We start from the raw sequence: 22,327 nt of genomic DNA, 5'->3' as shown, positions 1-22,327 counted from the left end.
GGCAATAAACCAATTTATAAGTTGTATTTCGGTTCCCAACGCTCTATTTGCTGTCCATACATCGCTTTATTGGCCAGGTGTACACAAATAGCTGTAGTGGCACCGGTAATCACATTAGAATCAGGTTGTTTCTTTTCCAGGATAGAAGTATGGAAATCCTTTAATGCGTAGTAAGTGCCGTCTTTGGCTGGTAAGTCTGTTTTAATCGGAATTCCACCATTTTTATCCCATACAATTTTAGTGGCTCCAGTAACACCATCTACCGTTTCCAACTCTTTTTTATGCGTTTTTTCAGGATAATAAATAGCTTCATTGACCAATAAAGAAATGGTTCCTTTGGTGCCTTTGAGTTTAAACAGGTAGCCATCTCTTTCATTTCCTAAGGTCGTTCCAAAATTCCCAATCATATCTTGATAACGGAACATCACCTGAACATTGTCGTATGTCTCCCTGCCATCTTTATAAGTGTCTATGCCACCTGTGGCCATGATTTCCTGAGGATGCGTTTTAAATGCCCAATTGATAAAATCTATCTGATGTGATAACAATTCGGCCATCAATCCACCTGAATACGCTTTATACATTCTCCAATTCACTTTTCTTTCTAAGGATGGATTGGCAATGGGACGTCTCCAGTTGTTATTTCTATCCCAGCGACTTTCTATCTGGCTGACCTTGCCCAGATACCCATTGTCGATCATTTCCTTAACTTTATAATAAATTGGGGCGTAGCGGTATTGATGTCCTACCTGAAGGGTTTGTTTGGGGTGTTTCTTCATCAATTCTACCAGGGCAAAAGCCTCGGGGATATCGTAGGTCATGGTTTTTTCCAAATAAACATGTTTACCAGCCTTTAAGGCATCATTTGCAATAGGGAAGTGCATGTTCAATGGAGTAGAGATAAATACAGCCGTAATTTGCGGATCATTGAGTAGGTCCCGATAATCCGCATAAGATTTTACGCCAGCAGCACCGGGCTGCTGCAAAGTTTCTTTGATTCTAAAATCCAGCACATCCGCAATGCCCCTCAACTCAAATTCTTCGGGTAATTGTCGAGCGATATGAATTAACCCTTTTCCACGGTCTCCACAACCAATCACACCTATTTTAATCTTATTTTCAGGGGCCGAAAGGTCAAAACCCGACAGTTGATCAGCAGCAAAGCCACCAGTAGGCAGTAATAAGCCTCCGGCAAGAATGCTGCTGTTTTGTATAAATTTCCTTCTGAACATCATTAATATTTGAAAGGCTTACCATCTACCATTACTTCTTGCTTCAGCTCATCAAATACTGCTTTTTTACCCGTTCTTGCCGCCGCATTGGTCATAATATTGGCGATGGAATGGTAGTAACCGGCTTCAACAGGAGCATTGGTCTGTTGTCGGCTGCGCACGCATTCCATCCAGTTTCGCATGTGGGCAGATGTCAGCTTATCGCCTCCAGTATTGGCAGAAGCGGCCACTTTTTCTACCATATCCGTCAGTTTCAATTCTGGTAATAAATTTGGCTGCATGTTCATGGCACTTGCTGCACCAGCTTTTAAACCGCCTCGTGGGGAAACAGAATTGGTGTTCAGGTTGAGTTCCCCACCATTCGAATAGTAGATTTCTGCCGGATTTTCATCGCCATTGTGCATGCGGGAAGTGAACACCACCTGAAATCCTTTTTCCTGATCGTTTTCCGGACCATAGTCAAATACTGCGGTGGTGGTGTCCCAGTTTCTGCGACCATCTTTCCATTGGTAAATGCCGCCATTGGCGACTACACTTCTAGGATGTTTTAAGCCCGTAAACCAGTGAACCGTATCAATCTGGTGTGACATCCATTGCCCAGGCATTCCAGAAGAATAAGGCCAGAATAAGCGGTATTCCAGGTATTTTCTAGGATCCCATGCTTCAAATGGTCGGTTGATCAGGAAGCGTTTCCAATCGGTATCTTCCTGTTTGAGTTTAGCAACCAGCTCAGGCCTGCGCCATCTTCCCGGTTGGTTTACATTCCAGCTCAGCTCTACCATGGTGATGTCGCCAAACTTGCCATCCTGAATAAACTTTGACGCCGCCTTATAATTTCCGCCACTTCTCCTTTGAGAACCAATCTGAACAATCTGCTGTGATCCTTTTACAGCTTTTAAAGCTGCTCTGGCATCCTCCATTGTTTCAGCGAAAGGTTTCTCGCAATACACATCGCATTTTGCTTTAATGGCTTCTATGGTATGTACAGCATGTTGGAAATCGGCTGTGCTTACAATTACTGCATCAATATCTTTTAAATTGTATAATTCTTCATTATTACGACAAGCAGTAATGTCGTGACCAAATTTTGATTTTAATAGATCCTGACCTAAACCTCGGCGGTAATTCCATAAATCTGAGACCGCTACAATGTCAAAATTGAGTTCTTTGTGATGATTTAGGAAACTTGGCAGGAGGGAACCGGTAAAACGATCCGAGAATCCAACCACACCAACCCGTACACGGTCGTTGGCCCCAATAATATTTCCATAACTTTTTGCGGATAGACCCATTGTTCCCATATAGGTTCCTGCTGCAGCAATCGCTGATTGTTTGATGAATTTTCTTCTTGAAGATAACATAGGGATGGGATTAAAGTTGTTTCAATTTAAGACTTCTAAAAAATACCTGATCGCCATGATCCTGCAACAGGATATGACCTTTGGCCGCCATTCCGAAATCCTTCCAGTTTTTATATTTACTATCGGCCACCAAAGCAAGGAATTCTGCCGAACCTCTGGTGTATTCCAGGATTTTATAGCCATTTAACCAATATTCGATCTTGTTGTCTGGATAAACACGGATCAGGCCTCTGTTCCAATCTCCAATTTTGCGTTGCGCATTTGGAATCTTTTTGCTGGTCATCAGGTCATATAAAGAGCCCAAAGTACGATTTCCATTTTTTCCAAGTTTCGCATCCGGATGTCTGGCATCGTCAAGGATTTGATATTCGGGGCCAATAGCAGAACCTTTATTTCCTTCCGTTAAAGTCACAAAATATTTTACACCGCTGTTTGCACCTTCTGTAAGTTTAAAATCAAATTTAAGCTCAAAAGCACCATACTGTTTTTCAGTTACGATATCACCACCATTGGTAGACTCGGCGCCATTCGATTTCTGTACACTCAGCTCGCCGTTATGGATCAACCAGCCACTTTCCGGGAAACCCGGTTTATAAGCACCTTTCCATCCTTTACTTGTTTTCCCGTCCCATAACAACGAATATCCTTCTGCCTTTTCCTGAGCAGAAAGATCATTTGGTACCATATTCACCACAAAGATCTGGTCAGTTTTTGAAGGCTTAAGATTTTCTGTCTGAATGCGGATATTACGCCAGCGGATTTGTTTTCCAGGCACATCATTTTTTCCAATGGCATGAACCTGTAAAGCAATGAAGCCTGCAGGAGTCATGGCATCCACCACATTTGCTGCCGGAACCCCATTCACCCAGGTGCGAATAGAGTTTCCTATGCATTCCACCCTATATTTATTCCATTGCTGATTTTTAAAGGCCATTTTTCCTTTTGGATTAATGTCCATTGGGTATAGCCATCCTCTTCTGGACTCATCATAAATCCCGCCGCTGAATTTCCTGTCGGATGGGTCAATCTCCACCTGATAACCATGGACTCTGCCATTTAGGTAATCTGCCTTGCTTTCGCTTCGGATTTGTACCCCAGAATTCATAGAATCATCTACTAACAGTTCAAGTTCCAGGATAAAATCGCCATAATTTTTTTCGGTGCTCAGAAAAGAGTTGGGCTGATCAGGTACCGTTGTACCTACGATCTCTCCATTTACCACCTCATATTTTGCTTGTCCATTGAGCTGTTTCCAGCCCTGAAGGTCTTTGCCATTAAATAAGTTTTGCCATTTTTGAGTCTGTGCCTGTAGTCCAACAGGGCTCCCTGCCCATAGCAAGGCAGCTAAAAGTAGTACGGGTTTGGTTTTCATTTGTGTGGTTCTATTAGGTTTTAAAGGGTAGTTTATAGATGAAATTATTTTTGGTTAAAATTTTTGCTGAATGCGGATGCCTGCTCGTTTAAAACAGCTGCTCCCGGTGTTTCATCGGAACTGACAAGCACACGATAGCGAAAAGTGATAGACTCACCAGGGGCAAGGCTAAGGTTCAGGCGTTCTTTACCATTGCTAAATACTTGCTGGCCTAAGGGATTCGCGGCGAATAAACCATAATCCCGGGCATGCCAATAGGTTGGATATCCTGGGTTTTTCGGATGATCAATAATGGCAATAGCAACTTTCTGCTGATCTTTAACACCTTCCAGCAAGCACCAATTGGCCCTTGTACCCCAGGCATCATTTCCTTTTTTTCCAGCACTGGTCAGGTAATTTCCATTTGCACCATTGCCGGATGCGGAAACCTTGGTGCGGTTTCCATGGCTGTCAGTGAATTCTGTAGTTTGATTCGAGGGCATCTCCAATTCTTTGGTGACCCGAACTGCAATCATGCCGTCCTTAACATCTTTAAATTTTACGGTATCTTTAACTGCGGTAAGCGTAGTGATACGGTCTATAGTCCGGGTATGTTCTGTGCCGGAAAAAATAAAAGAAGTTTGTTCCTTTAGTAAAACCTGGCGATCCTGTCTTTCCCAATTCGCAGTGTAGCTCAATTCTCCTTTTTGAGAACCCGGTTTCAAAGCCGTTACCTTTACGTTTCTGATCCAGCCATATTTGTTTTTCTTTTCTTTTGGGATATTATAGGAATTGTTCCAAAAATCAAGGCCATTTACACTTTCATAATTGAGCCATAATCCTACATGATGTGGATGATCTGTACGTTCATGATCTCTGGTGTTTAATGGGAAACCACGGGTTAAGGTAAGCCCACTGGCTGTATTAATTGGGTATAGGATAGGTTTTTCTAAACTATCAGGGTACATAAAACTGCTGAAAAACTTTCCATCCACCATGATATCTACCTGTTTTCCTTTCTTTTGCGGTTGGAAACTCACGCGTTTGGTCTGCGCATTTAATTGCAGGCTAAACCCACAAAGGGCAAGAATCAGATATTTATTCATACTTGGTTAGGTTTTTAATTCGGCTAAACTGTAAAACAGGGCAGTCGTGATAAGCTAATATACTTTTCTTCCTGCAAAACCGCTTTAAAGAATGACTTAATCACATATAAAAATTACGAAAACGATGGAGTAGATAGGAAGTATTTCCTCAATTTGACTTATCATTGCATTACGCCAATACAGGAGAAATAGGCAATACAGGTTATGAATAGGAAACATTTTCTCTCTTCAATGCTGACTGCAGGATTAACCATTCCTGTTCATGGAGCTTTTGGATTCAGCGCTGAATTTTTAAATGATGCGATAGTACAGCCAACTTACTTGAAAACAGGAGATACCATTGGCATCACCAGTCCGGCGGGATTTATAACCACTCCAGAAATATTACCGGCTATTGCAATGATAGAAAGCTGGGGCTTTAATGTCAAAATTGGGAAAACAATAGATAAAAGGGATTTTACGATGGGAGGGACAGACCAGGAGCGGGCTGCAGACCTTCAGGAAATGTTGGACAACCCAGAAATTAAGGCCATTATGTGTGCGAGGGGTGGTTATGGCCTGGTTAGAATTCTAGACTTGCTGAATTTTGATCGCTTTCTTCAAATGCCAAAATGGATCATTGGCTTTAGTGATGTAACCGTTTTACACTGCCATTTAAACCGCCAATACGGAATAGCTTCCATACATTCAAAAATGTGTAACTCGTTCCCTACAGATCCAGCGCTGGCAGATGCCATGCAGCTGGAAACTATTTCATCGATCAGAAAAGTCCTCAAAGGTGAAAATCTCCAATATCAAGGTCCATTCCTAAATATCAATAAACCTGGCAAGGCATCCGCGGAGCTTGTTGGTGGAAACCTCAGCATCATTGAAACGATGGCCGGCACGAAATCCGACCTCCATACCGCCGGTAAGATTTTATTTGTAGAAGATACAGGAGAATACCTATACCGACTGGACCGCATATTCTGGAACCTCAAAAGATCAGGCAAACTAGATCATCTGGCCGGTTTGATTATCGGAGGTTTTAAAGTAAAGCCCGATGATCCAGGTGAAGAATTCGGAAAAACGATCTACGACATCGTATTGGAGAAAGTAAAAACCTATGGATATCCTGTTGCTTTCGATTTTCCTGTAGGCCATCAAAAAAACAATTTCGCACTGAAATGCGGCGTAAAACATAGCCTGGAAGTAGGGCCTAATGGAAGCCGCCTGGTTGCTTTAAGTTAAGCTTTTGGCTTTTTCTTAAACCATGATTTTACCTTATTAAATAAAGAAGCGACTTTTTCTTTTGGCTTCTCGGTATACTTATGGGCAAGATATCCTGGACTAAACTGGTGGATATAAGTTTTTAAATCCCGTTTGATGGTTTCCTGGTATCGCTCTCCAGCCAACAATAACTCAGCTTTCCTATTTTTAAGATCTTTTAGATTGTTAATATCTTTGTAATTTTTTCCCATCAAATCCCTCTTTTTCTATCTATTTCCTTTTTAATTGTCTTATTAAACATGTTCCACATGATCATTAAAGTCGTCCTTTTCAAAAGTATTCATCAAGCGCTCTTTAATTTGATCCAGATGCTGGATCTGTTTTGCGCTGAAATCCTCAGTCTGATGTCCGCTATCTGCAGCAGCAATCGCATGACCATTCAAATTTCCATTTTTCTCTTGAGGGGCTAATAATAAGCCCAATGCAGCACCAGCTGCCAATCCTGCAAATATGCCTAGGAGTATTTTCGTGTCTTGATCCATGTCCTTATTTAAAGCTTTGTTGCTCCATTATAAACTATCAAAGAGTTGATTTGGTTTTAGATTTCCTAACTTTAGGCGATAATCACACATATAATAGAACACTTGAGCACCATCCCTTCCATAAAACTGTCCGAACTAACCCGCCAGATTCAACAGGCAATTGATGGTGTTTTTGGACAGCAGACTTTTTGGATCATCGCCGATATTACCAATTATACCTATAAGCCTCAAAGCAATTACCACTATTTTGAGCTGGTAGAAAAAGATAAGAATGCCGCAAGGATTCTAGCAAAAGTTGCCGGAAGAGCCTGGGGGAATGCTTCGCTGAATATCACCAATTTTGAAAAGGCTACCGGACAGAAATTCAAGAATGACATCAATGTATTGGTACAGGTATCCGTTCAATATAACCCCGCATTTGGATTACAGCTCAACCTGCTGGACATTGATACGAATTTCACACTCGGTTTATTCGAGCAGCAGCGTAAAGAAACACTGGAGCGATTGCTTCGGGATAACCCCGGTTTCATCCAAAAGGCAGGAGATCGCTACCTGACCAGAAACAACAGTTTAACATTTAGACCCGTTATCCAGCGGATTGCAGTGATCTCTTCTGATACCTCTGCAGGATTCCAGGATTTCAGGCATAGTTTAGAGCACAATCCTTTCGGGTATAAATTTGAAATCGACGATTATTTTGCCTTGGTGCAGGGCGATGGCAATGCCAAACAATTCCTGGCTCAGATTATCGCCGTTTATGAATCTAAAAAGCCTTATGATGCCTTAATTATCATTAGGGGTGGCGGTTCACAGACTGATTTCCTGCTGTACGACAATTACGAATTGAACCGTGCGATCGCTAAATTCCCTATTCCAGTCATCACCGGGATCGGACATCAAAAAAATGAAACGATTGCTGATTTAATGGCCCATACTTCCACGAAAACGCCAACTAAAGCTGCAGAGTTCATCATCTCGCACAACCGTAATTTTGAAGATCGCTTAACCGATATTCAAAAGATGATCCTCATCAAGACTTATCAAATGATCAATCACCATAAAGACCGACTGGTGCAACTGAATCAATCTACCATTAATACCAGTCGCCAGCTCTTACATGGCCACCATAACCACATCCTGCAATTGTCTGGACTGATCCTGACCAACCCAAGGATCCTGATTTCAAATAAAAGAAAAGACCTGAGCAACCTGACTCAAAATATGCAGTCTTACAGCAGGATGTATTTTTTGAACAAAATAGGCAACATTGCCCATTTCCAGTCTGTCATGAGAATCATGAGCCCGCAAAACATCCTGAACAAAGGTTTTGCAATCTTAAAGGTAAATGGAAAAATCACCAGTAATGCGGATCAGATCAGCATAGGGGAGGAATTGACCATTCGATTGGCCGATTCAGAAATCAAAACAACAGTAAAATCAAAATCAGCATACGATGAAAACGAATTTAACTTATGAGTTAGCTTATAAAGAACTGGCAGAAATTGCACAGGAAATAGAAACAGAATCCGTTTCTGTGGATGTTTTGGCAGAAAAGGTGAAAAGGGCATCAGAACTCATTGAATTCTGCCAGAACAAGTTGCGTGCAACGGAGACAGAAGTAAATAAGATCATTAAACAAATGGAACAACAAAAATAGTATCTTAGTCACATTCGTAAACCATTTAAGTTTAAACAATATGTCTACACAAGGGAATTTTAACGCCGAACAAGAGGAAGAGTTTTTCAATAAGATTGACCAGGTTTATGATTTAACGGAGGCTTCAAACTTTGATGCCGCGGAACAATTGTTAATGGAGATCAATGGTTCTATAAGAGGACCTAAGGAAAACAGTAGTGTAGGAGGAGTAGTGCTCGACAGCATTTATTCCTTTTATGAGCAAACGGGAACTTTAGAAAAGGCCTTGCCTTTCTTCCTTGAAGAGACCGAGTACCTGAAAGAAAAGATGGCCCATGAAAAAATCCATTCCACGCGTCATTTCCTGACTACCGGAGCAATTTACTATGCTTTAAAAGATCTGGACAATGCCAGGGCAAACTTTTTAATTGCGTATGAAAAAGATGGCAGCAAGATTTTTATTGATGAAAATTCTGACTACCTGAAGATCGCTTTAATGGACGATCCGGAATTCGTCGCTTTTAAGGAAACTTTCGTTCCTAATGAAGACGAAGAGCAATTGGAGCTAACGGAAGAAGAGAACGAGTTGCTGGACAAGTACTGTGAAGAAGGAAATGCAGAGATGGACAAGGAGAACTATGCCGGAGCAATTGCTGCTTTCACTAAAGCATTAGAAGTATTGCCTGCACCGAAAGACGAGTGGGAAGCTACTGCATGGATTTCAGCTTCTATTGGTGATGCTTACTTCGCTGAGCAGAAGTATAAAGAAGCATTAGACCATTTGCACCGCGCCTATCAGATTTACGGAGAAGAAGATCCGAATTCATTTGTATTGCTGCGTATGGGACAAAGTTACCTGGAGCTGAAGGAAGAAAAGCATGCTACAGATTACCTGCACCATGCTTATAAGTTAGCAGGTAAAGAGTTATTTGAAGATGATAAGAAATACCTTAAATTTTTAGCATCTAAAGTGGCACTTTAATTTAAGCACCACTGTATAAAACTATAACCAGTTATTATTTTTATACCAGCTGACGGTTTCTATGATTCCTTTTTCAAGGTTATGGATGGGTTCAAACCCCAAATCAGCTTTTAAATGGCCGATATTACATGCCCAGTTAATGGCAGTAAGCTCGGCCATTTTCTCTTTGTTTAAAGTTGGGGTATTCTTGCTATTCGCATAGAAAATATCCATCATAGCCGCCATAAAACCTACGATAGCTACCGGCAAATGGAATTTTAACGTTTTCTTGTTCAAGGCTTTTTTAATCACAGCTGCCAAAGCATAGCGATCATAGATATGGCCATCAGAAACATTGTAGCTTTTTCCAATTAATGTAGAAGAGAGTGCCTTGACAATCACCGAGGCCAGGTCTTTTACATAAATGAAGCTCAGCTGCTGCTTAAAACTTCCGATATGAGGTTCTAAACCCTTGTTAATCGTATTAAACAAGATGAACAGGTCTTTTTCCCTTGGTCCATAGACTGCTGTTGGACGAATCACCAGCAAAGGGAGATTTGAAATCTCCGATAAATACTGTTCTGCCAATAGCTTGCTGGCGCCATAATTAGTTACCGGATGACCGGGAGAATTGTCTTGAATTTCAGCTGATAAGTCTGTTAAAGGACCTATTGCTGCTAAACTGCTTACAAATACAAACTTATGCAGGTCAATATTAGCAGTACTTGCTGCAATTGCCAGGTTTCTGGAAAATTCTGCATTTACTTTATTGTAAGCGTCCCTGGTCTTTGCTTTGGTAATTCCCGCAGCATGAATGATGTAGTGGTATTGATGCGCTTCTAAAGCGATTTTAAGACGATCTACGGAAGTATAATCCAAAGTAGTGTATTGGATGTCAAAATCTTTCAAATGAGATTTATCAGTACCCGGACGGACTGCTGCATGCACTTCCAGTCCGGCTCCTAATGCTTTTTCTATCAAATGATAGCCCACGAATCCTGTTGCACCGGTAATTAATACCTTTTTTATCATATTGATTTCTCGAAAATCCTATATTTTCTGTAAAGCTTGCCATTGATTTGCTCAATCGCACTATTTACCATAGTGTTGTGTTCTAAAGTCCAGGAAGCTTCTGCATAGTCAAATTTCTTTTCTTGGAAGGTTTTAATCGTTAATCCGTAAAGACAGGCTTCGATGCCCATTTTACGATAACCGTCTAACACGCCTAATGCCATGATCCGCAATCCTTTAATTTTGCGTTTGTACCATAGCAATTTGAAAATACCAAATGGCAGTAAACGGCCTCTTTTGATTTTAATCAAAGCCTGGTTAATGTCCGGAATAGATAAAGAAATGCCCACCATTTTACCTTCCTGTTCTGCAACATAGATAAAGTCCGGGTCTACAATCATTTTCAAGTCCTTTGCCAGATAATGAAATTCCTTATCTGTGGCCGGAACAAAACCGGTATTGTGATCCCAGGCCCCATTATATACCTCGCGTACTTTTACCACCTCATTCCAAAAATCATTCATATTGATTTTTCTAATGATGATGTTATTGCGTTTCAAGCGCTCACGAATCGCTTCGGTCAGCTTTAATGAACGGTCATTGTAATCACCGGCAATAAATTTATAAGCCCTTAGGTCTACCTTTTTTGCTAAGCCTGTATTTTCCAGCAATTGCTGATAATAGGGCGCATTATAGGGCATCATGGCCACTGGAGGGCCATCAAAACCTTCAATTAACAAAGCACAGATGTCGTTTGTAGAGAAATTAACCGGACCAATCATGCTGGTCATATTTCTTTCTTTGAGCCATTTTGCAGCGGCATCTACCAATAGCTGAGCAGTTTCCTGATCATTTATGCAATCGAAAAAGCCAAAATGACCTTCGGTTGTTTTATTGATTTTATTGTGGTTATTATTTTGAATGGCGGCAATCCTTCCAACAATTGTATTCCCTTCATAAGCCAAAAAAAGCTGTAAAGTAGAATGCTCATGAAAAGGATGCTTACCTGGGGTAAGCATATCCTGTTGTGCGATAAAAAGTTCAGGAACATAGTTCGAGTCGTTTTTATACAAGTCGTGCGGGAAATCAATAAAAGATGCCAGTTGTTTCTTGTCGTTTACAGCAACGATGTTTTTCATATAGCTACTTGAGATGGGGCTAATTGTACTTCTTTAGCTGCAAGGGCGATTTTCTCTACCGCTTCTTCAATCTGAGCAAAAGTATGTGTCGCCATCAAGGAGAACCTGATCAATGAAGCATCTGAAGGTACAGCAGGAGAAACTACAGGGTTCACAAAAATTCCGTTATTACTTAGGATATTGGTGATCATGAAAGTTTTGTCGTTGTCTCTGATGTATACCGGGATGATTGGACTATCGGTATGACCGATGTCAAATCCAGCTTCCAGTAATAGTTTTTTAGCATAGTTCGTATTTGCCCACAATTGGTCAATACGTTCTGGTTCGGCTTCAATGATATCTAAAGCGGCGATAACACTAGCTACTGCCGAAGGAGGCATACTTGCGCTGAACATCAATGAACGTGCTCTGTGTTTCACATACTCAATCGTTTCTTCTGTACCGGCGATGAAACCACCAAGAGAAGCTAAAGATTTACTGAAAGTACCCATAATCAGGTCTACCTGATCAGTTAAGCCGAAATGTGAAGCAGTTCCTGAACCATTTACACCAATTACACCTAAACTGTGTGCATCATCCATCATGATATTTGCACCAAATTCTTCGGCAATTTTAACGATTTCCGGTAATTTTACTAAGTCACCTTCCATACTGAAAATACCGTCAGCAACAATAAGTTTAGCGGCATCTTCTGGTAAGCGGCTTAATTTCTTACGAAGATCGTCCATGTCATTATGGGCGTATTTAATAGATCTTGAAAAAGAAAGACGGCTACCATCAATGATAGAAGCGTGGTCATATTCATCCAAAATCAGGTAGTCATTTCTATCCAATAGACAAGAGATCACCCCAAGGTTTACCTGAAATCCAGTACTAAAAAGTACGGCAGCTTCCTTACCCACATAAGCAGCAAGTCGTCTTTCCAGTTCAATGTGAATATCTAATGTACCATTAAGGAATCTTGAACCGGCACAGCCAGTTCCATATTTATCAATTGCAGCTTTTGAAGCTTCTTTAATTTTTGGGTGATTAGTTAGTCCCAGATAGGAGTTGGAGCCAAACATCAACACCTTTTTTCCATCAATAACCACTTCTGTATCTTGTCCTGATTCAATGGCTCGGAAATAAGGGTATAAGCCTCTGTCCTTGATTGCTGTAGCGTCTTTAAAAGCGGCTATCCTATCGTGTAATTTTTTGCGCATGCTAGTACTGTATGTTTAGATCACGGAGCTTTTTGTTGATGTTTGTCGGTTTGTTCGAAAAATCATTAGCTCTGTATTTAATAATTTCTCCCGTAAAGTTGTCTGTTCAATTTGACAAATTTGTCAAATAATGAAAAACTTCCCAAAGCTAAGATCATAAACACAGAAAACAAAACTTGAGGTCCTACAAGTTTGAATATATTACTTTTTAAAACAAAAATTACAATTTTCTTATAAATTATGTGATTTTGGGCCACGAATAATCTGTCTGCTGCATTATGATTTGCAAGCAAGGATACAATATTGATACCAAAAAACAAAACTTAGTTGAGGTTAAACATCATAAAAACCTAATTTAAGCGTTTAGATCGAATAATATCCCGTATAAATGACCGGGTTTCTACCTGATCAAAAGATTTTATGTATTTTTGGAAAAAAAGATTACATGAGCACTATTAATGTTATACCAACGTTCGAAAATTTCACTGATTTTTATAAACAGGCTGTTGAGCCTTTAAAGCAAGCCAATATTGCCCACATCAGACTAGATGGGAAATTAAAAGGAAAAACCAGGAACGTCTTTGCCTACTTCATGTATAAAGATAAAAAATGGAGAGTAGATGCCGATACTTATATCGATAGATTGAAACTGGCTTATGAAGCAGCACAGCAATCAGAAGAACCATTTGTAATCAAAGCAACCAGAAATGATAAAGGTGAATCCTTACATATCAAAGGACAACCCGTTAGAAATGACAAATTCAACGTTTACCGCGTAGGTTAATTTAACCCGATCATAAGCAAAAAATAAAGGCGGTATCACCAACATGATGATACCGTTTTTTTGTGTCTGATTGCTTGCATGCAGCAATAGCTATTCCTTCCTTTTATGGGGGAAATATAAAATCTCAGCTAGAAATATTAATTTCGCCATGAGCTGTTCTATGAAAACGAAAAATCCCATTAAATAATTTGTACGCTTCCAGTTCGTCTAAAAATAATCCTGATTTCAGCCGGGATTACAGCGAATGCTGACCGCCTTTTCAAGCCTATCTGTTTTGCTCTTGTTTTGCTCTTATTTTAATTTTCTTTTGCTGTGCTTTTACCTAAGCAAAACAACAGCAAAAATAGAGCAACGGAAATTCAATAGAAAAATGAAAAAAAGTGGGGTTAACTCCTGGTTAAAATGGAAGCTGGGGCCTGCTGCTTTGCCAATAAAAAAGCGATCGTGTAAAAAGATGAATTTTTACACGATCGCTTCTGAATTAAGGTTTAGCAGGAAGTCCTTTAGATTAACCTTCTCTTTTTATATAAGTTTTATTACCGTTTTTATTGATATAATATTTACCACCTCTTGGACCTGTTAAAATCTCTTCTCCGTTTGGTCCTTTAAGACTTCTGTCTACCGTAGGTTTGTAATCTTTTACCGCAGTTGCCGCTTTAGCCTTTGTTGTTTTAGTAGTCGTGGTTGTCGCCGTTGCTGGAGCTGCTGCTGCAGTCGCTGGCGTTTTGTAACGTTTATCTGGGGTACCATCTTTTTTCATCCCCGGAGTGCTGGTGGCTACGGTTTTTACCGCTGCTTCTTTTTTAGTCACTGCCGCCGCTTTTGTTTCTGCTGCAGTTGTTTTTGCCGCTGCAGAATAACGCTTATCAGGCGTACCATCTTTTTTCAGCTTTGTGCCAGCTGCTGCTGCTGTTGCCGCATCCGCTTTAGCAGCTTTTTTAGCTGCTGCTGCCTCTTTCTTGGCCGCCGCCGCCTTCGCTTTTGATTCAGCAGTAGCAGAACTCACTTCTTTTTTAGCTTTTTGTTTAGCAGTTGTGGCAGGAGCTGCAGTTTGAGCCATACTTAAACTTACACAGAAGCCTAGCATGGTGAATAGTGAAAGTACTTTTTTCATGGTTTCTTTTTTTGATACGAGATTAATAATTAAGATTGATCTACAGGGAGATACAAACATTAAACCAATTTAAATATTTATACAGACAAGTTTTACGAAAGGCATAGGGTATTTTCATTAATTTTCTAAGGACCAGCACAATAATGCCATTTTTACGCTTTAAATAACGTTTTTAAACCAAGAAAAAACCTATATTGGATTTAGTTTTACTCATATAAAATAAATCACCATGGATCAAAGAATTATCAACCTTTACGATCAATACACACATAGCAGCATTAACAGGAAAGATTTTCTAAAAAAACTAGCACTTTTAACCGGGAGCACCGCCCTTGCGCTGAGTGTTCTTCCTTTGCTGGAAAATAACTATGCTGCTGCCGCAATGGTAAACGAGGATGACCTGAGCACAGAAAACATCACTTACAAGGGTGTTAAGGGCGATATGAAGGGGTTTTTAGCGAAACCAAAAGGAAAAAGGAACTTAGGAGCGGTACTGGTGATTCATGAAAACCGCGGCCTCAATCCACATACCATAGCGGTCACTAAAAGAGTCGCTGCTGAAGGTTTTTTAGCACTAGGCGTAGATGCATTGTCTCCTTTTGGGGGCACTCCTGCGGATGAAGATAAAGCAAGAGAGCTGATCGGACAGCTCAACCCGGAAGAAAACCTTCAAAATTACCTCTATGGACTAGATTATTTAAGAAAACACCCGGATGGAAATGGAAAAGTTGGCTGTGTTGGCTTTTGTTGGGGTGGAGGGATGGCCAATAAATTAGCTGTAAACGACCCTACGCTTCAGGCCGCTGTTGCTTATTATGGTGCCCAGGCAAAGACTGCAGATGTTCCGATGATCAAAGCAGACCTGATGCTGCATTACGCAGGCTTAGATGAAAGAATCAATGCTGGGATTCCTGAATTTGAAGCGGCATTGAAAGAAAACCATATTCCCTATCAATTGTTCATTTATGAAGGCGTGAATCATGCTTTTAACAATGATACTTCCCCAACAAGGTATAATGAGGCCGCAGCAAAGCTTGCCTGGGAGAGAACAATAGGATTGTTTAAGAAAGATTTAGGATAAAGGGATCCGGATGACTACAAGGGTGCCATGTTCAGGTTTTCTTGTGATTTCCATCTCCCCATGATAAAGCGAAAGTTTGGCCCGGATATTCTCCAGGCCAATACCAGAGGAGCGCATTGCTAAACTGCTGTCAAATCCTTTTCCATTGTCTTCTACAATAATGCTCAGCTGACCTTGCTCTGCAATCAACTCCAGGTAAGCATTGGATGCTCCAGCATGTTTTATGATGTTGTTCAGTAATTCCTGAATGATCCGGTAGAGGTTGTTGAGCAGTGCAAGGGGGTAATCGGTGCTGGATTCAAAACCAATGACTACATATTCCAGGGCAATTTTCTCAGAAATATTGATTTGATAGGCGAGTGTGGTAATCGCTCTGTTGAGTCCATATTTCTGAATGGCCCAGGGGCTGAGGTTATGTCCGAGTTTACGAATCGTTGCCGATACATTTTCCAAAGCTTCCGTCGCTTTTTCGAGTTTTATTTTTGCTTTTTCAGACAAGGGATAGGCGGTACTCAACACCTCATTAATTTGCCAATTCGCAATGGAAAGCATCGTTCCGACCTCATCATGCAATTGATCGGAAATTTTTCTCCGCTCATTTTCCTGACTTTCCATGATCATGCCGGTCATTTCCCGCTGTTCTTTGTTCAGTTCCAACAGCAATTGCTCCCGATCGAGCCGATAAATGTTAAAACGATACGCAAGGCCGAAAGTTAAAATAACCACCTGGATGACCAGTGCCACCTGCATCCAGGAGCTGGAAAGAAAAGGTATGGGCATTTGTACTGTACCGGCATGGGAAAATATCTCCAGCATGGCGAAAAAGAAAACAGGAACAATAGAAGCAAGGTAAAACCAGGCTTGTTTATCACCCGCTTTAAGCCGCTCAAATACACTCCAGATGATCAGAATGATACTTGCTCCATTTAAAAACAGCAGCAGCAATAAAAACTGACCGAATTTTACAGTTACAGGCGGAGACAATGGAATTAAACACACTGCGGCCAAGGCTAGAAAAATCAATTTTAATAGCGTAATCATCCTGAAAAGCTGTTTCTCCCTGGTTTGCCCGATAAATAGCTGCATAAAATGCAAAGCGGTTAGGTTCATCAGGCAGTTAAATATAGGTTTAGTGGATTCCTCATCTGCCATGACCCATAAATAAACCGCGGCTACGTAACTCAGATAAAACAGGTAGAGTGGATCCCTAACCGTTATAAACAGAAATAATCCATAAACGACCAGCAGGGATACTACTCCTGTTAAAATACCATTGACAAAGTAATGATTTTCTGGTTTGGAATGAAATGCTGCGACTTCGAATAGAGTCGGATGCTGTACGGTGTAAATATTCCTTTTTTGAGCAGAAATCTGAGCATGACAAGAGAGATAAGCGAGGAAAACGCCTATTATCAAGCAAAAACCGAGGAGCGAAGGCCTGCAAAATTTCATATCATTGAAAAGAAATCAGCTTCAATTTACGGCTTAAGATTAACTAAAGTATTTAACATTCAAAAATTAAATGCATTTTTTTAGGTTTTAAAAAAATCTTCTTCTACACACATTATGAGTGGGTTGTATTTTCAGAATCTTCATTTCAGTGTCATGAATGCTATAAATTCAGTTATTTTTATAAAATTAAAGTAGCGTTTAAAACAAAAAATAAGGCCCGTCTGTTTGAAAAGTAATTAGATAATTATACTTATAACTGACACTAGCATTGGAATTTAAGCTAAAAATGCTTAACTTTGTGCAAATTTTTAAACATTAATGAAGATATTTATTACAGGCCTTCCGTTAGAAGTAGGGGAAGATGAATTAACAGCCGTTTTTGGTGATTTCGGTCAAGTAAAATCACTTAGAATTATCAAAGATCGCGAAACTGGTCAGAGTCGTGGGTTTGGTTTTGTGGAAATGCCAGTAGAAGAAGAGGCAAAAGAAGCAATCAAACGCATGAACGGTGGCGATTATAACGGTAATAGAATTAAAGTTGCTGAAGCTCAAGAGAAACCAGGTACTGGTGGCGCTGGAGGCGGTGGTGGCTTTAAACGCAATAACCGTACAGAGAAAAGCTATTAATAGCTTTTTTCTTTTTATAGTCTATAAACTCTATTTTTAGAGGTATCCATATCAGGACAGGGAATATAATGCAAATTATATTCCCTGTTTTTTTTGTGCAATATTCCTGTAACCAGTCTTTTCTAGCACTAAACCCATCTATTTCCTTTCTTAAGCTGAATCACTGCTCAATTTATAATTTTTCTCAGTATTGCCTTAACAGTAAGGCTTTTATCGTGTATTTTATTAAATTAGGTATATGAAAGTTGATTATATCGCATTGTCTGTCCCTGTGTTTTTCATTCTGATCGGAATCGAACTCGCCTGGTCGTTTTATAAAAAGCTGGACTATTACCGCCTCAACGATTCCATTTCTAATCTGAGCCAGGGGATAGGGCAGCAGCTCACCGGGATCTTCATGAAAACGGTGCTGTTTTTTGGGTATATGTATAGCTATGAGCACTGGCGCATGTTTGATTTACCGCAAACCATCTGGGTTTGGATTCTTTTGTTCATTGGGGTGGATTTCTTTTATTATTGGTTCCACCGGATGAGTCATCAGGTAAATGCATTATGGGCTGCACACATTGTACATCATCAATCAGAAGAGTATAATTTAACGGTTGCGCTGAGACAATCCTGGTTTCAGGGATGGTTTTCCTGGGTATTCTATTTGCCTTTGGCCTTCCTGGGTTTTGAACCTTTAATGTTCCTGACGCTGAGTGCTTTTAATACGCTGTATCAATTCTGGATCCATACGAGGCTCATCAAAAATATGGGGCCATTGGAATACATTTTGAATACGCCATCACATCACCGGGTACATCATGGCTCTAATCCTAAATACATCGACAAGAACCATGCAGGTACCCTGATCATCTGGGACCGGCTGTTTGGGACTTTTCAAAAAGAAGAAGAGGATGTTTATTATGGGATTACCACACCACTTGCCAGCTGGAACCCTTTATGGGCAAATGTTCATTACTGGGATGAGCTCTGGAATACGGCCAGAAACAGCCCCAGATGGGCCGACAAGATCAATGTATTCATCAAGCCCCCAGGTTGGTTTCCAGCGCATCTGGGAGGCTTTAAAAGCGCTCCGGAAATAGATCCTGTACGCTATCAGAAGTATAACCCGCTGTATCAGAAAAGACTGGTGCCTTATGTGCTTTTCCAATTTGTAATGGGCCTGATCGCTGCCATACCTATTCTATTTTTATATCATAAATTACCCGCCATCGCAGTGGGAACCGGCGTTATTTACGTCATCTTAACCTTGCTCAGCTGCACCGCCTTACTCGAAGAAAAGAAATGGCAGGTAAAATTCGAATATGCTCGTCTGCTAATGGGGATTTTGATAGTTTTGCTGCAAGATTTCCCTGTGGGATATCAGGTCATAATTTCTGGCCTGAATATCTGCTCGGCCGCCTGGTTTTTTAACCTTCAAAAAAAGAACAATAATGCTGAAGAAATACCTGAAGTTTAACCTCTTATTTGCGCTGATCTTTGTTTTACAGCTCATCGCAGAATTCCAACAAATTACCGCATTAAGGTATTTTATTAAACCGTGTATCGTCATTTCCCTAATGGTAATGCTGTATCTGAGCACCAATCTACAGGGCCGTTTCCATAAACGCCTGTTTACTGGTCTGTTTTTCGCCTTGGCGGGAGATGTGTTACTGATGTTTGCCTGGCAAAGTCCAAACTATTTCATCTATGGTTTAGTCGCTTTCTTATTAGGTCATATCTTTTATATCAGCGCATTTTACCTCGACTTTCGCTCTGCACAGGAGCTGGATAAAAAAGGAGCGAGGCTGGCTATTGTCTTATGCGCAATCTTTAGTATTGCTTTTTATTTCTATTTAAGACCACATTTAGGCAACATGAAGCTGCCAGTCATGGTTTATACTTTTGTGATTAGTTTAATGATGATGATGGCCGCTTTTAGAAATCAAAGGGTGAATGTAATTAGTTTTAACCTGATCCTTTTCGGAGCCTTGTTTTTCCTGATCTCTGATGCCACTCTAGCTTACAATAAGTTTGTGAAAGGTTTTGACTTTGCAGGGGTTTTAATTATGGCCACTTATATGATCGCTCAATACCTGATTACCATGGGAGGTATGGAAAGAAAACTGCGCCAGCACGATTAATCTTTTTCTTTGCTGAGGATCGTAAAGGACTGCACCAGTCTTTCCCCGTCTTCGTCAACAAGCGTCAGGGTGTGTTTCCCTGGCGCCGGATTCAATGCCAGCTGGTGAAAATTCTTCGTTGTACCCACATATTCCTCATCAATATGCCAGTAAATCTTTGCGTTGGTATTGCGGTGAGAAACGTTGAACACCACCTTACCTCTGGTACCATCCAACTCCAGAGGAATGTAAATCTGCGCATTTGGCTTAGGATAGATCATTTCCATCACAAAATTACTTCCCGCATCCCCACAGCCAGGCATAAAGGCAGGCAGCAGTTTGTAATCACTGTGTTTCACCTTGTAGTAATATTCCATGGCGGGGGGAAGGATAAACCAGGGCTGATGCAGCATCATGGCCGTCGATTCACATTCATCCGTAGCGCGATAAGTCCCCGTTCTGTCTAGATGGATCAGCTTATGGTAAGGGCAAATGCTGGTCTTTTCTGCTGCCGGCGGCACCAATTCTTCTATGATTTCCCTGCAATATTCTCCGGCCTTATAGCCACTTTGTTTACATACCCGCATTTTTCGCAGCTGATGCTTTGGCGTAGTAAACCATTTTTCATTTGGAAGTTCCCTGAAAATATCGAATAAAACCGGCGCAGCAATGTCTACACCAGTTAAACCAGGTCTGCCTTCACCATTTGTATTACCCACCCATACGCAAACCACATATCCTGGAGTCAGGCCAACGGCCCAGGCATCTCTGGAACCTACACTGGTACCCGTTTTCCAGGCCACCCTTTGCGAAGAAGAAAACTGCTCCCAAAGTCCTTCCTCACCAGGTCTCATCAGCTCTTCCATGGCATTAAAAGTATTCCATATGGAAGCATAATCCAGTGTTCCATTAATTTCAGCGTCTTCCTGCGCAAAACGAGGTTTAGCTGCCGCTTGCTGAATATAAACTGGCGCGTCGTAATCCTGCGGATTATAGCGCCCCTGGTAATCGTTAAAATGATTTAAAGTCCTGGCCATGCCCATATAGGTTTTAGCGAGATCCCACATCGTGACCTCACTTCCGCCAAGGATGATAGACAGGCCATAATGATCAGCGGGTTTATTCAAAGTTTTTATACCGAGCTTTTTCAGCTGATCATAAAAGCGCTGATACTTATAGTTTTGCAGCATTTTAACTGCAGGGATGTTTAAGGACCGACTCAGGGCCCGATCTGCTGGAATGGCACCATCATAGCCCAAATCATAATTCTGAGGCGAGTAGCCGTTAATCTGCGTAGGAATATCAGGAATTAAGGTGCGGGGTAAAATAAACCCATCATTCAGCATACTGGCATAAAGTAAAGGTTTCAGTGTACTGCCGGGACTTCTTGGCGCTTTAATCATGTCTACGTGGCTTTGCAATTCTTTATGATCCGGCTGATAAATATTGCCTACATAGCTTTGAACTGTACCTGTTTTCACATTCAGCACCAGTGCTGCAATGTTATTGATGTCGTTGGCCTGATACCTGTTTTGATAGCGTTTCAGCAGGTTGCTGACTTTCAATTGCAGGTTGTAATCAAGCGTAGAAGTGATCCGGGTAACTGGGATTTCCAATTGCGCCCTTTCTACTTTAAAGCGTTGCAGCAGGTGCGGCGCATTTTGAGGCAATGCCAATGGTTTCCCAGGAATAGGCTCTAATTTAGAAAGATTGGCTGTTTCCTGGTCAATGATCTTTAAGGATGCCAGTTTATCCAGCAGGTCATTCCGCTTTTTGATGAGTTTAACGGAATTTTTGCCTGGATGAACAAGAGAAGGACTATTTGGCAGCACGGCCAGGGTAGCCATTTCTCCCCAGGATAAGCTTTCCGGACTTCGGGCAAAGTAACGCCAGGAAGCTGCATCCAGTCCAACCACATTGCTTCCAAAAGGGGCATTGGCGGCATAAAGTTTTAAAATGTCTTCTTTTGAGTTGCTGAACTCCAATCGGGCAGCCATGATGACTTCCACTATTTTCTGCCATACCGTTCGGCTTTCTCTTCTGGACAAACGGATCACCTGCATCGTTAAGGTACTGCCACCGCTCAGCACGGCTTTGGCCTTAAAATTCTGCTGCATGGCCCTGGCCATCGCCAAAATATCCACACCTGGATGCCGATAGAACCGTTGGTCTTCAAAAGCGACAATACACTGCTGAAATTTTAGGGGAATGGTGTCTGCAACCGGAAATCGCCACTGGCCGTCCTTTGCAATAGCTGCACTTAACAACTCGCCATTGGAGGCTTCAACCACATAAGAAGTGGGGCTTAAAAATAACTTTGAAGGCAAAAGGAACCAAAACCAGAGCAGCAGAAACAGGCAAAGCAAGTCGCTGATGAATAGTTTTGGTTCGTAAACTAATTTTTTAAACAT

The 22,327-nt window shown here is 41.1% G+C and carries 21 protein-coding genes; 9 read left to right on the top strand and 12 right to left on the bottom strand.

Annotated elements, in window-relative coordinates:
* Positions 1-14: 14 nt before the first annotated feature.
* From K7X70_RS08195 to K7X70_RS08180, 4 genes are read right to left on the bottom strand one after another with little or no spacing between them, the layout of a single operon-like run.
* Complete coding sequence (locus tag K7X70_RS08195; RefSeq protein WP_255606995.1) at positions 15-1,235, bottom strand: Gfo/Idh/MocA family protein; 1,221 nt, start codon at positions 1,233-1,235, stop codon at positions 15-17.
* Positions 1,235-2,593, bottom strand: a complete 1,359-nt coding sequence (locus tag K7X70_RS08190; RefSeq protein ID WP_222536600.1) for a Gfo/Idh/MocA family protein — start codon at positions 2,591-2,593, stop codon at positions 1,235-1,237. Before K7X70_RS08190 ends, K7X70_RS08195 begins: the two co-directional genes overlap by 1 nt.
* Positions 2,594-2,603: 10 nt before the next feature.
* The gene (locus tag K7X70_RS08185; protein ID WP_222536599.1) at positions 2,604-3,965 is read right to left on the bottom strand and encodes a 3-keto-disaccharide hydrolase; all 1,362 of its coding nucleotides are present in this window, start codon (positions 3,963-3,965) and stop codon (positions 2,604-2,606) included.
* A 44-nt stretch (positions 3,966-4,009) separates the two neighbouring features.
* Complete coding sequence (locus K7X70_RS08180) at positions 4,010-5,050, bottom strand: DUF6807 domain-containing protein (protein ID WP_222536598.1); 1,041 nt, start codon at positions 5,048-5,050, stop codon at positions 4,010-4,012.
* 204 nt (positions 5,051-5,254) lie between these two features.
* Between K7X70_RS08180 and K7X70_RS08175 the strand changes: the two genes are divergently transcribed.
* A complete protein-coding gene (locus tag K7X70_RS08175; RefSeq protein WP_222536597.1) occupies positions 5,255-6,280 on the top strand; it encodes a S66 peptidase family protein in 1,026 nt (341 codons plus the stop codon).
* Here K7X70_RS08175 and K7X70_RS08170 read toward each other — a convergent pair.
* Together K7X70_RS08170 and K7X70_RS08165 are read right to left on the bottom strand one after the other, a co-directional pair.
* Positions 6,277-6,510 (bottom strand): hypothetical protein, encoded by a 234-nt coding sequence (locus K7X70_RS08170; RefSeq protein ID WP_222536596.1) that lies wholly within the window; start codon positions 6,508-6,510, stop codon positions 6,277-6,279. The two genes, K7X70_RS08175 and K7X70_RS08170, sit on opposite strands and share 4 nt — an antisense overlap.
* A 42-nt stretch (positions 6,511-6,552) precedes the next feature.
* Positions 6,553-6,801, bottom strand: coding sequence for a YtxH domain-containing protein (locus K7X70_RS08165; RefSeq protein ID WP_222536595.1), 249 nt, complete (start codon positions 6,799-6,801; stop codon positions 6,553-6,555).
* 102 nt (positions 6,802-6,903) lie between these two features.
* Between K7X70_RS08165 and xseA the strand changes: the two genes are divergently transcribed.
* The 3 genes from xseA to K7X70_RS08150 are packed head-to-tail and all read left to right on the top strand — an operon-like array spanning position 6,904 to position 9,419.
* The gene (gene xseA / locus K7X70_RS08160; protein ID WP_255606992.1) at positions 6,904-8,277 is read left to right on the top strand and encodes an exodeoxyribonuclease VII large subunit; all 1,374 of its coding nucleotides are present in this window, start codon (positions 6,904-6,906) and stop codon (positions 8,275-8,277) included.
* The gene (gene xseB / locus K7X70_RS08155; protein ID WP_062548805.1) at positions 8,255-8,458 is read left to right on the top strand and encodes an exodeoxyribonuclease VII small subunit; all 204 of its coding nucleotides are present in this window, start codon (positions 8,255-8,257) and stop codon (positions 8,456-8,458) included. The genes xseA and xseB overlap by 23 nt, the downstream gene beginning before the upstream one ends.
* 40 nt (positions 8,459-8,498) lie before the next feature.
* Positions 8,499-9,419: a tetratricopeptide repeat protein gene (locus K7X70_RS08150; protein ID WP_222536594.1), complete on the top strand. Its 921-nt coding sequence runs from the start codon at positions 8,499-8,501 to the stop codon at positions 9,417-9,419.
* 21 nt (positions 9,420-9,440) lie between these two features.
* Here the strand turns inward: K7X70_RS08150 and K7X70_RS08145 are convergent, their stop codons facing one another.
* The 3 genes from K7X70_RS08145 to spt are packed head-to-tail and all read right to left on the bottom strand — an operon-like array spanning position 9,441 to position 12,750.
* Positions 9,441-10,430, bottom strand: a complete 990-nt coding sequence (locus K7X70_RS08145; protein WP_222536593.1) for an NAD-dependent epimerase/dehydratase family protein — start codon at positions 10,428-10,430, stop codon at positions 9,441-9,443.
* Positions 10,427-11,548 carry a hypothetical protein gene (locus K7X70_RS08140; protein WP_222536592.1) on the bottom strand — a complete coding sequence of 374 codons (1,122 nt, stop codon included), beginning with the start codon at positions 11,546-11,548 and terminating at the stop codon, positions 10,427-10,429. The genes K7X70_RS08145 and K7X70_RS08140 overlap by 4 nt, the downstream gene beginning before the upstream one ends.
* Positions 11,545-12,750, bottom strand: coding sequence for a serine palmitoyltransferase (gene spt / locus K7X70_RS08135; RefSeq protein WP_222536591.1), 1,206 nt, complete (start codon positions 12,748-12,750; stop codon positions 11,545-11,547). The genes K7X70_RS08140 and spt overlap by 4 nt, the downstream gene beginning before the upstream one ends.
* A 445-nt stretch (positions 12,751-13,195) precedes the next feature.
* On the opposite strand from spt, the gene K7X70_RS08130 reads away from it, so the two are divergent.
* Positions 13,196-13,534 carry a hypothetical protein gene (locus tag K7X70_RS08130; RefSeq protein WP_222536590.1) on the top strand — a complete coding sequence of 113 codons (339 nt, stop codon included), beginning with the start codon at positions 13,196-13,198 and terminating at the stop codon, positions 13,532-13,534.
* 508 nt (positions 13,535-14,042) lie between these two features.
* Here K7X70_RS08130 and K7X70_RS08125 read toward each other — a convergent pair.
* Positions 14,043-14,648: a hypothetical protein gene (locus K7X70_RS08125; RefSeq protein ID WP_222536589.1), complete on the bottom strand. Its 606-nt coding sequence runs from the start codon at positions 14,646-14,648 to the stop codon at positions 14,043-14,045.
* A 229-nt stretch (positions 14,649-14,877) separates the two neighbouring features.
* Here K7X70_RS08125 and K7X70_RS08120 point away from each other — a divergent pair, with 229 nt between their 5' ends.
* Positions 14,878-15,729, top strand: a complete 852-nt coding sequence (locus tag K7X70_RS08120) for a dienelactone hydrolase family protein (protein WP_222536588.1) — start codon at positions 14,878-14,880, stop codon at positions 15,727-15,729.
* On the opposite strand, the gene K7X70_RS08115 is transcribed toward K7X70_RS08120, so the two are convergent.
* Positions 15,721-17,145: a sensor histidine kinase gene (locus K7X70_RS08115; protein WP_222536587.1), complete on the bottom strand. Its 1,425-nt coding sequence runs from the start codon at positions 17,143-17,145 to the stop codon at positions 15,721-15,723. The genes K7X70_RS08120 and K7X70_RS08115 overlap by 9 nt on opposite strands.
* Before the next feature lie 354 nt (positions 17,146-17,499).
* Between K7X70_RS08115 and K7X70_RS08110 the strand changes: the two genes are divergently transcribed.
* The 3 genes from K7X70_RS08110 (at position 17,500) to K7X70_RS08100 (ending at position 19,937) form a co-directional block, all read left to right on the top strand.
* Positions 17,500-17,808 carry an RNA recognition motif domain-containing protein gene (locus K7X70_RS08110; RefSeq protein WP_062548794.1) on the top strand — a complete coding sequence of 103 codons (309 nt, stop codon included), beginning with the start codon at positions 17,500-17,502 and terminating at the stop codon, positions 17,806-17,808.
* A 238-nt stretch (positions 17,809-18,046) separates the two neighbouring features.
* The gene (locus K7X70_RS08105) at positions 18,047-19,273 is read left to right on the top strand and encodes a sterol desaturase family protein (protein ID WP_222536586.1); all 1,227 of its coding nucleotides are present in this window, start codon (positions 18,047-18,049) and stop codon (positions 19,271-19,273) included.
* On the top strand, positions 19,248-19,937 hold the full coding sequence (locus K7X70_RS08100) for a lysoplasmalogenase (RefSeq protein ID WP_222536585.1): 690 nt from the start codon (positions 19,248-19,250) through the stop codon (positions 19,935-19,937). Before K7X70_RS08105 ends, K7X70_RS08100 begins: the two co-directional genes overlap by 26 nt.
* Here K7X70_RS08100 and pbpC read toward each other — a convergent pair.
* Positions 19,934-22,327, bottom strand: coding sequence for a penicillin-binding protein 1C (gene pbpC / locus K7X70_RS08095; RefSeq protein WP_222536584.1), 2,394 nt, complete (start codon positions 22,325-22,327; stop codon positions 19,934-19,936). The two genes, K7X70_RS08100 and pbpC, sit on opposite strands and share 4 nt — an antisense overlap.

It is taken from the genome of Pedobacter polysacchareus, from assembly GCF_019802255.1.
GTDB classification, from domain to species: Bacteria; Bacteroidota; Bacteroidia; order Sphingobacteriales; family Sphingobacteriaceae; genus Pedobacter; species Pedobacter polysacchareus.
This window is presented reverse-complemented; position numbering and strand designations above follow the sequence as displayed.

Excerpts from the sequence above, each read along its gene's own strand:
- K7X70_RS08165 (WP_222536595.1), bottom strand. The coding sequence starts at position 6,801 with ATGGATCAAGACACGAAAATACTCCTAGGCATATTTGCAGGATTGGCA.
- spt (WP_222536591.1), bottom strand. The coding sequence starts at position 12,750 with ATGCGCAAAAAATTACACGATAGGATAGCCGCTTTTAAAGACGCTACA.
- K7X70_RS08125 (WP_222536589.1), bottom strand. The coding sequence starts at position 14,648 with ATGAAAAAAGTACTTTCACTATTCACCATGCTAGGCTTCTGTGTAAGT.
- K7X70_RS08180 (WP_222536598.1), bottom strand. The coding sequence starts at position 5,050 with ATGAATAAATATCTGATTCTTGCCCTTTGTGGGTTTAGCCTGCAATTA.
- K7X70_RS08120 (WP_222536588.1), top strand. The coding sequence starts at position 14,878 with ATGGATCAAAGAATTATCAACCTTTACGATCAATACACACATAGCAGC.
- K7X70_RS08190 (WP_222536600.1), bottom strand. The coding sequence starts at position 2,593 with ATGTTATCTTCAAGAAGAAAATTCATCAAACAATCAGCGATTGCTGCA.
- xseB (WP_062548805.1), top strand. The coding sequence starts at position 8,255 with ATGAAAACGAATTTAACTTATGAGTTAGCTTATAAAGAACTGGCAGAA.
- K7X70_RS08140 (WP_222536592.1), bottom strand. The coding sequence starts at position 11,548 with ATGAAAAACATCGTTGCTGTAAACGACAAGAAACAACTGGCATCTTTT.
- K7X70_RS08110 (WP_062548794.1), top strand. The coding sequence starts at position 17,500 with ATGAAGATATTTATTACAGGCCTTCCGTTAGAAGTAGGGGAAGATGAA.
- K7X70_RS08185 (WP_222536599.1), bottom strand. The coding sequence starts at position 3,965 with ATGAAAACCAAACCCGTACTACTTTTAGCTGCCTTGCTATGGGCAGGG.
- K7X70_RS08195 (WP_255606995.1), bottom strand. The coding sequence starts at position 1,235 with ATGATGTTCAGAAGGAAATTTATACAAAACAGCAGCATTCTTGCCGGA.
- K7X70_RS08175 (WP_222536597.1), top strand. The coding sequence starts at position 5,255 with ATGAATAGGAAACATTTTCTCTCTTCAATGCTGACTGCAGGATTAACC.
- K7X70_RS08145 (WP_222536593.1), bottom strand. The coding sequence starts at position 10,430 with ATGATAAAAAAGGTATTAATTACCGGTGCAACAGGATTCGTGGGCTAT.
- pbpC (WP_222536584.1), bottom strand. The coding sequence starts at position 22,327 with ATGTTTAAAAAATTAGTTTACGAACCAAAACTATTCATCAGCGACTTG.
- K7X70_RS08130 (WP_222536590.1), top strand. The coding sequence starts at position 13,196 with ATGAGCACTATTAATGTTATACCAACGTTCGAAAATTTCACTGATTTT.
- K7X70_RS08170 (WP_222536596.1), bottom strand. The coding sequence starts at position 6,510 with ATGGGAAAAAATTACAAAGATATTAACAATCTAAAAGATCTTAAAAAT.
- K7X70_RS08105 (WP_222536586.1), top strand. The coding sequence starts at position 18,047 with ATGAAAGTTGATTATATCGCATTGTCTGTCCCTGTGTTTTTCATTCTG.
- K7X70_RS08100 (WP_222536585.1), top strand. The coding sequence starts at position 19,248 with ATGCTGAAGAAATACCTGAAGTTTAACCTCTTATTTGCGCTGATCTTT.
- K7X70_RS08150 (WP_222536594.1), top strand. The coding sequence starts at position 8,499 with ATGTCTACACAAGGGAATTTTAACGCCGAACAAGAGGAAGAGTTTTTC.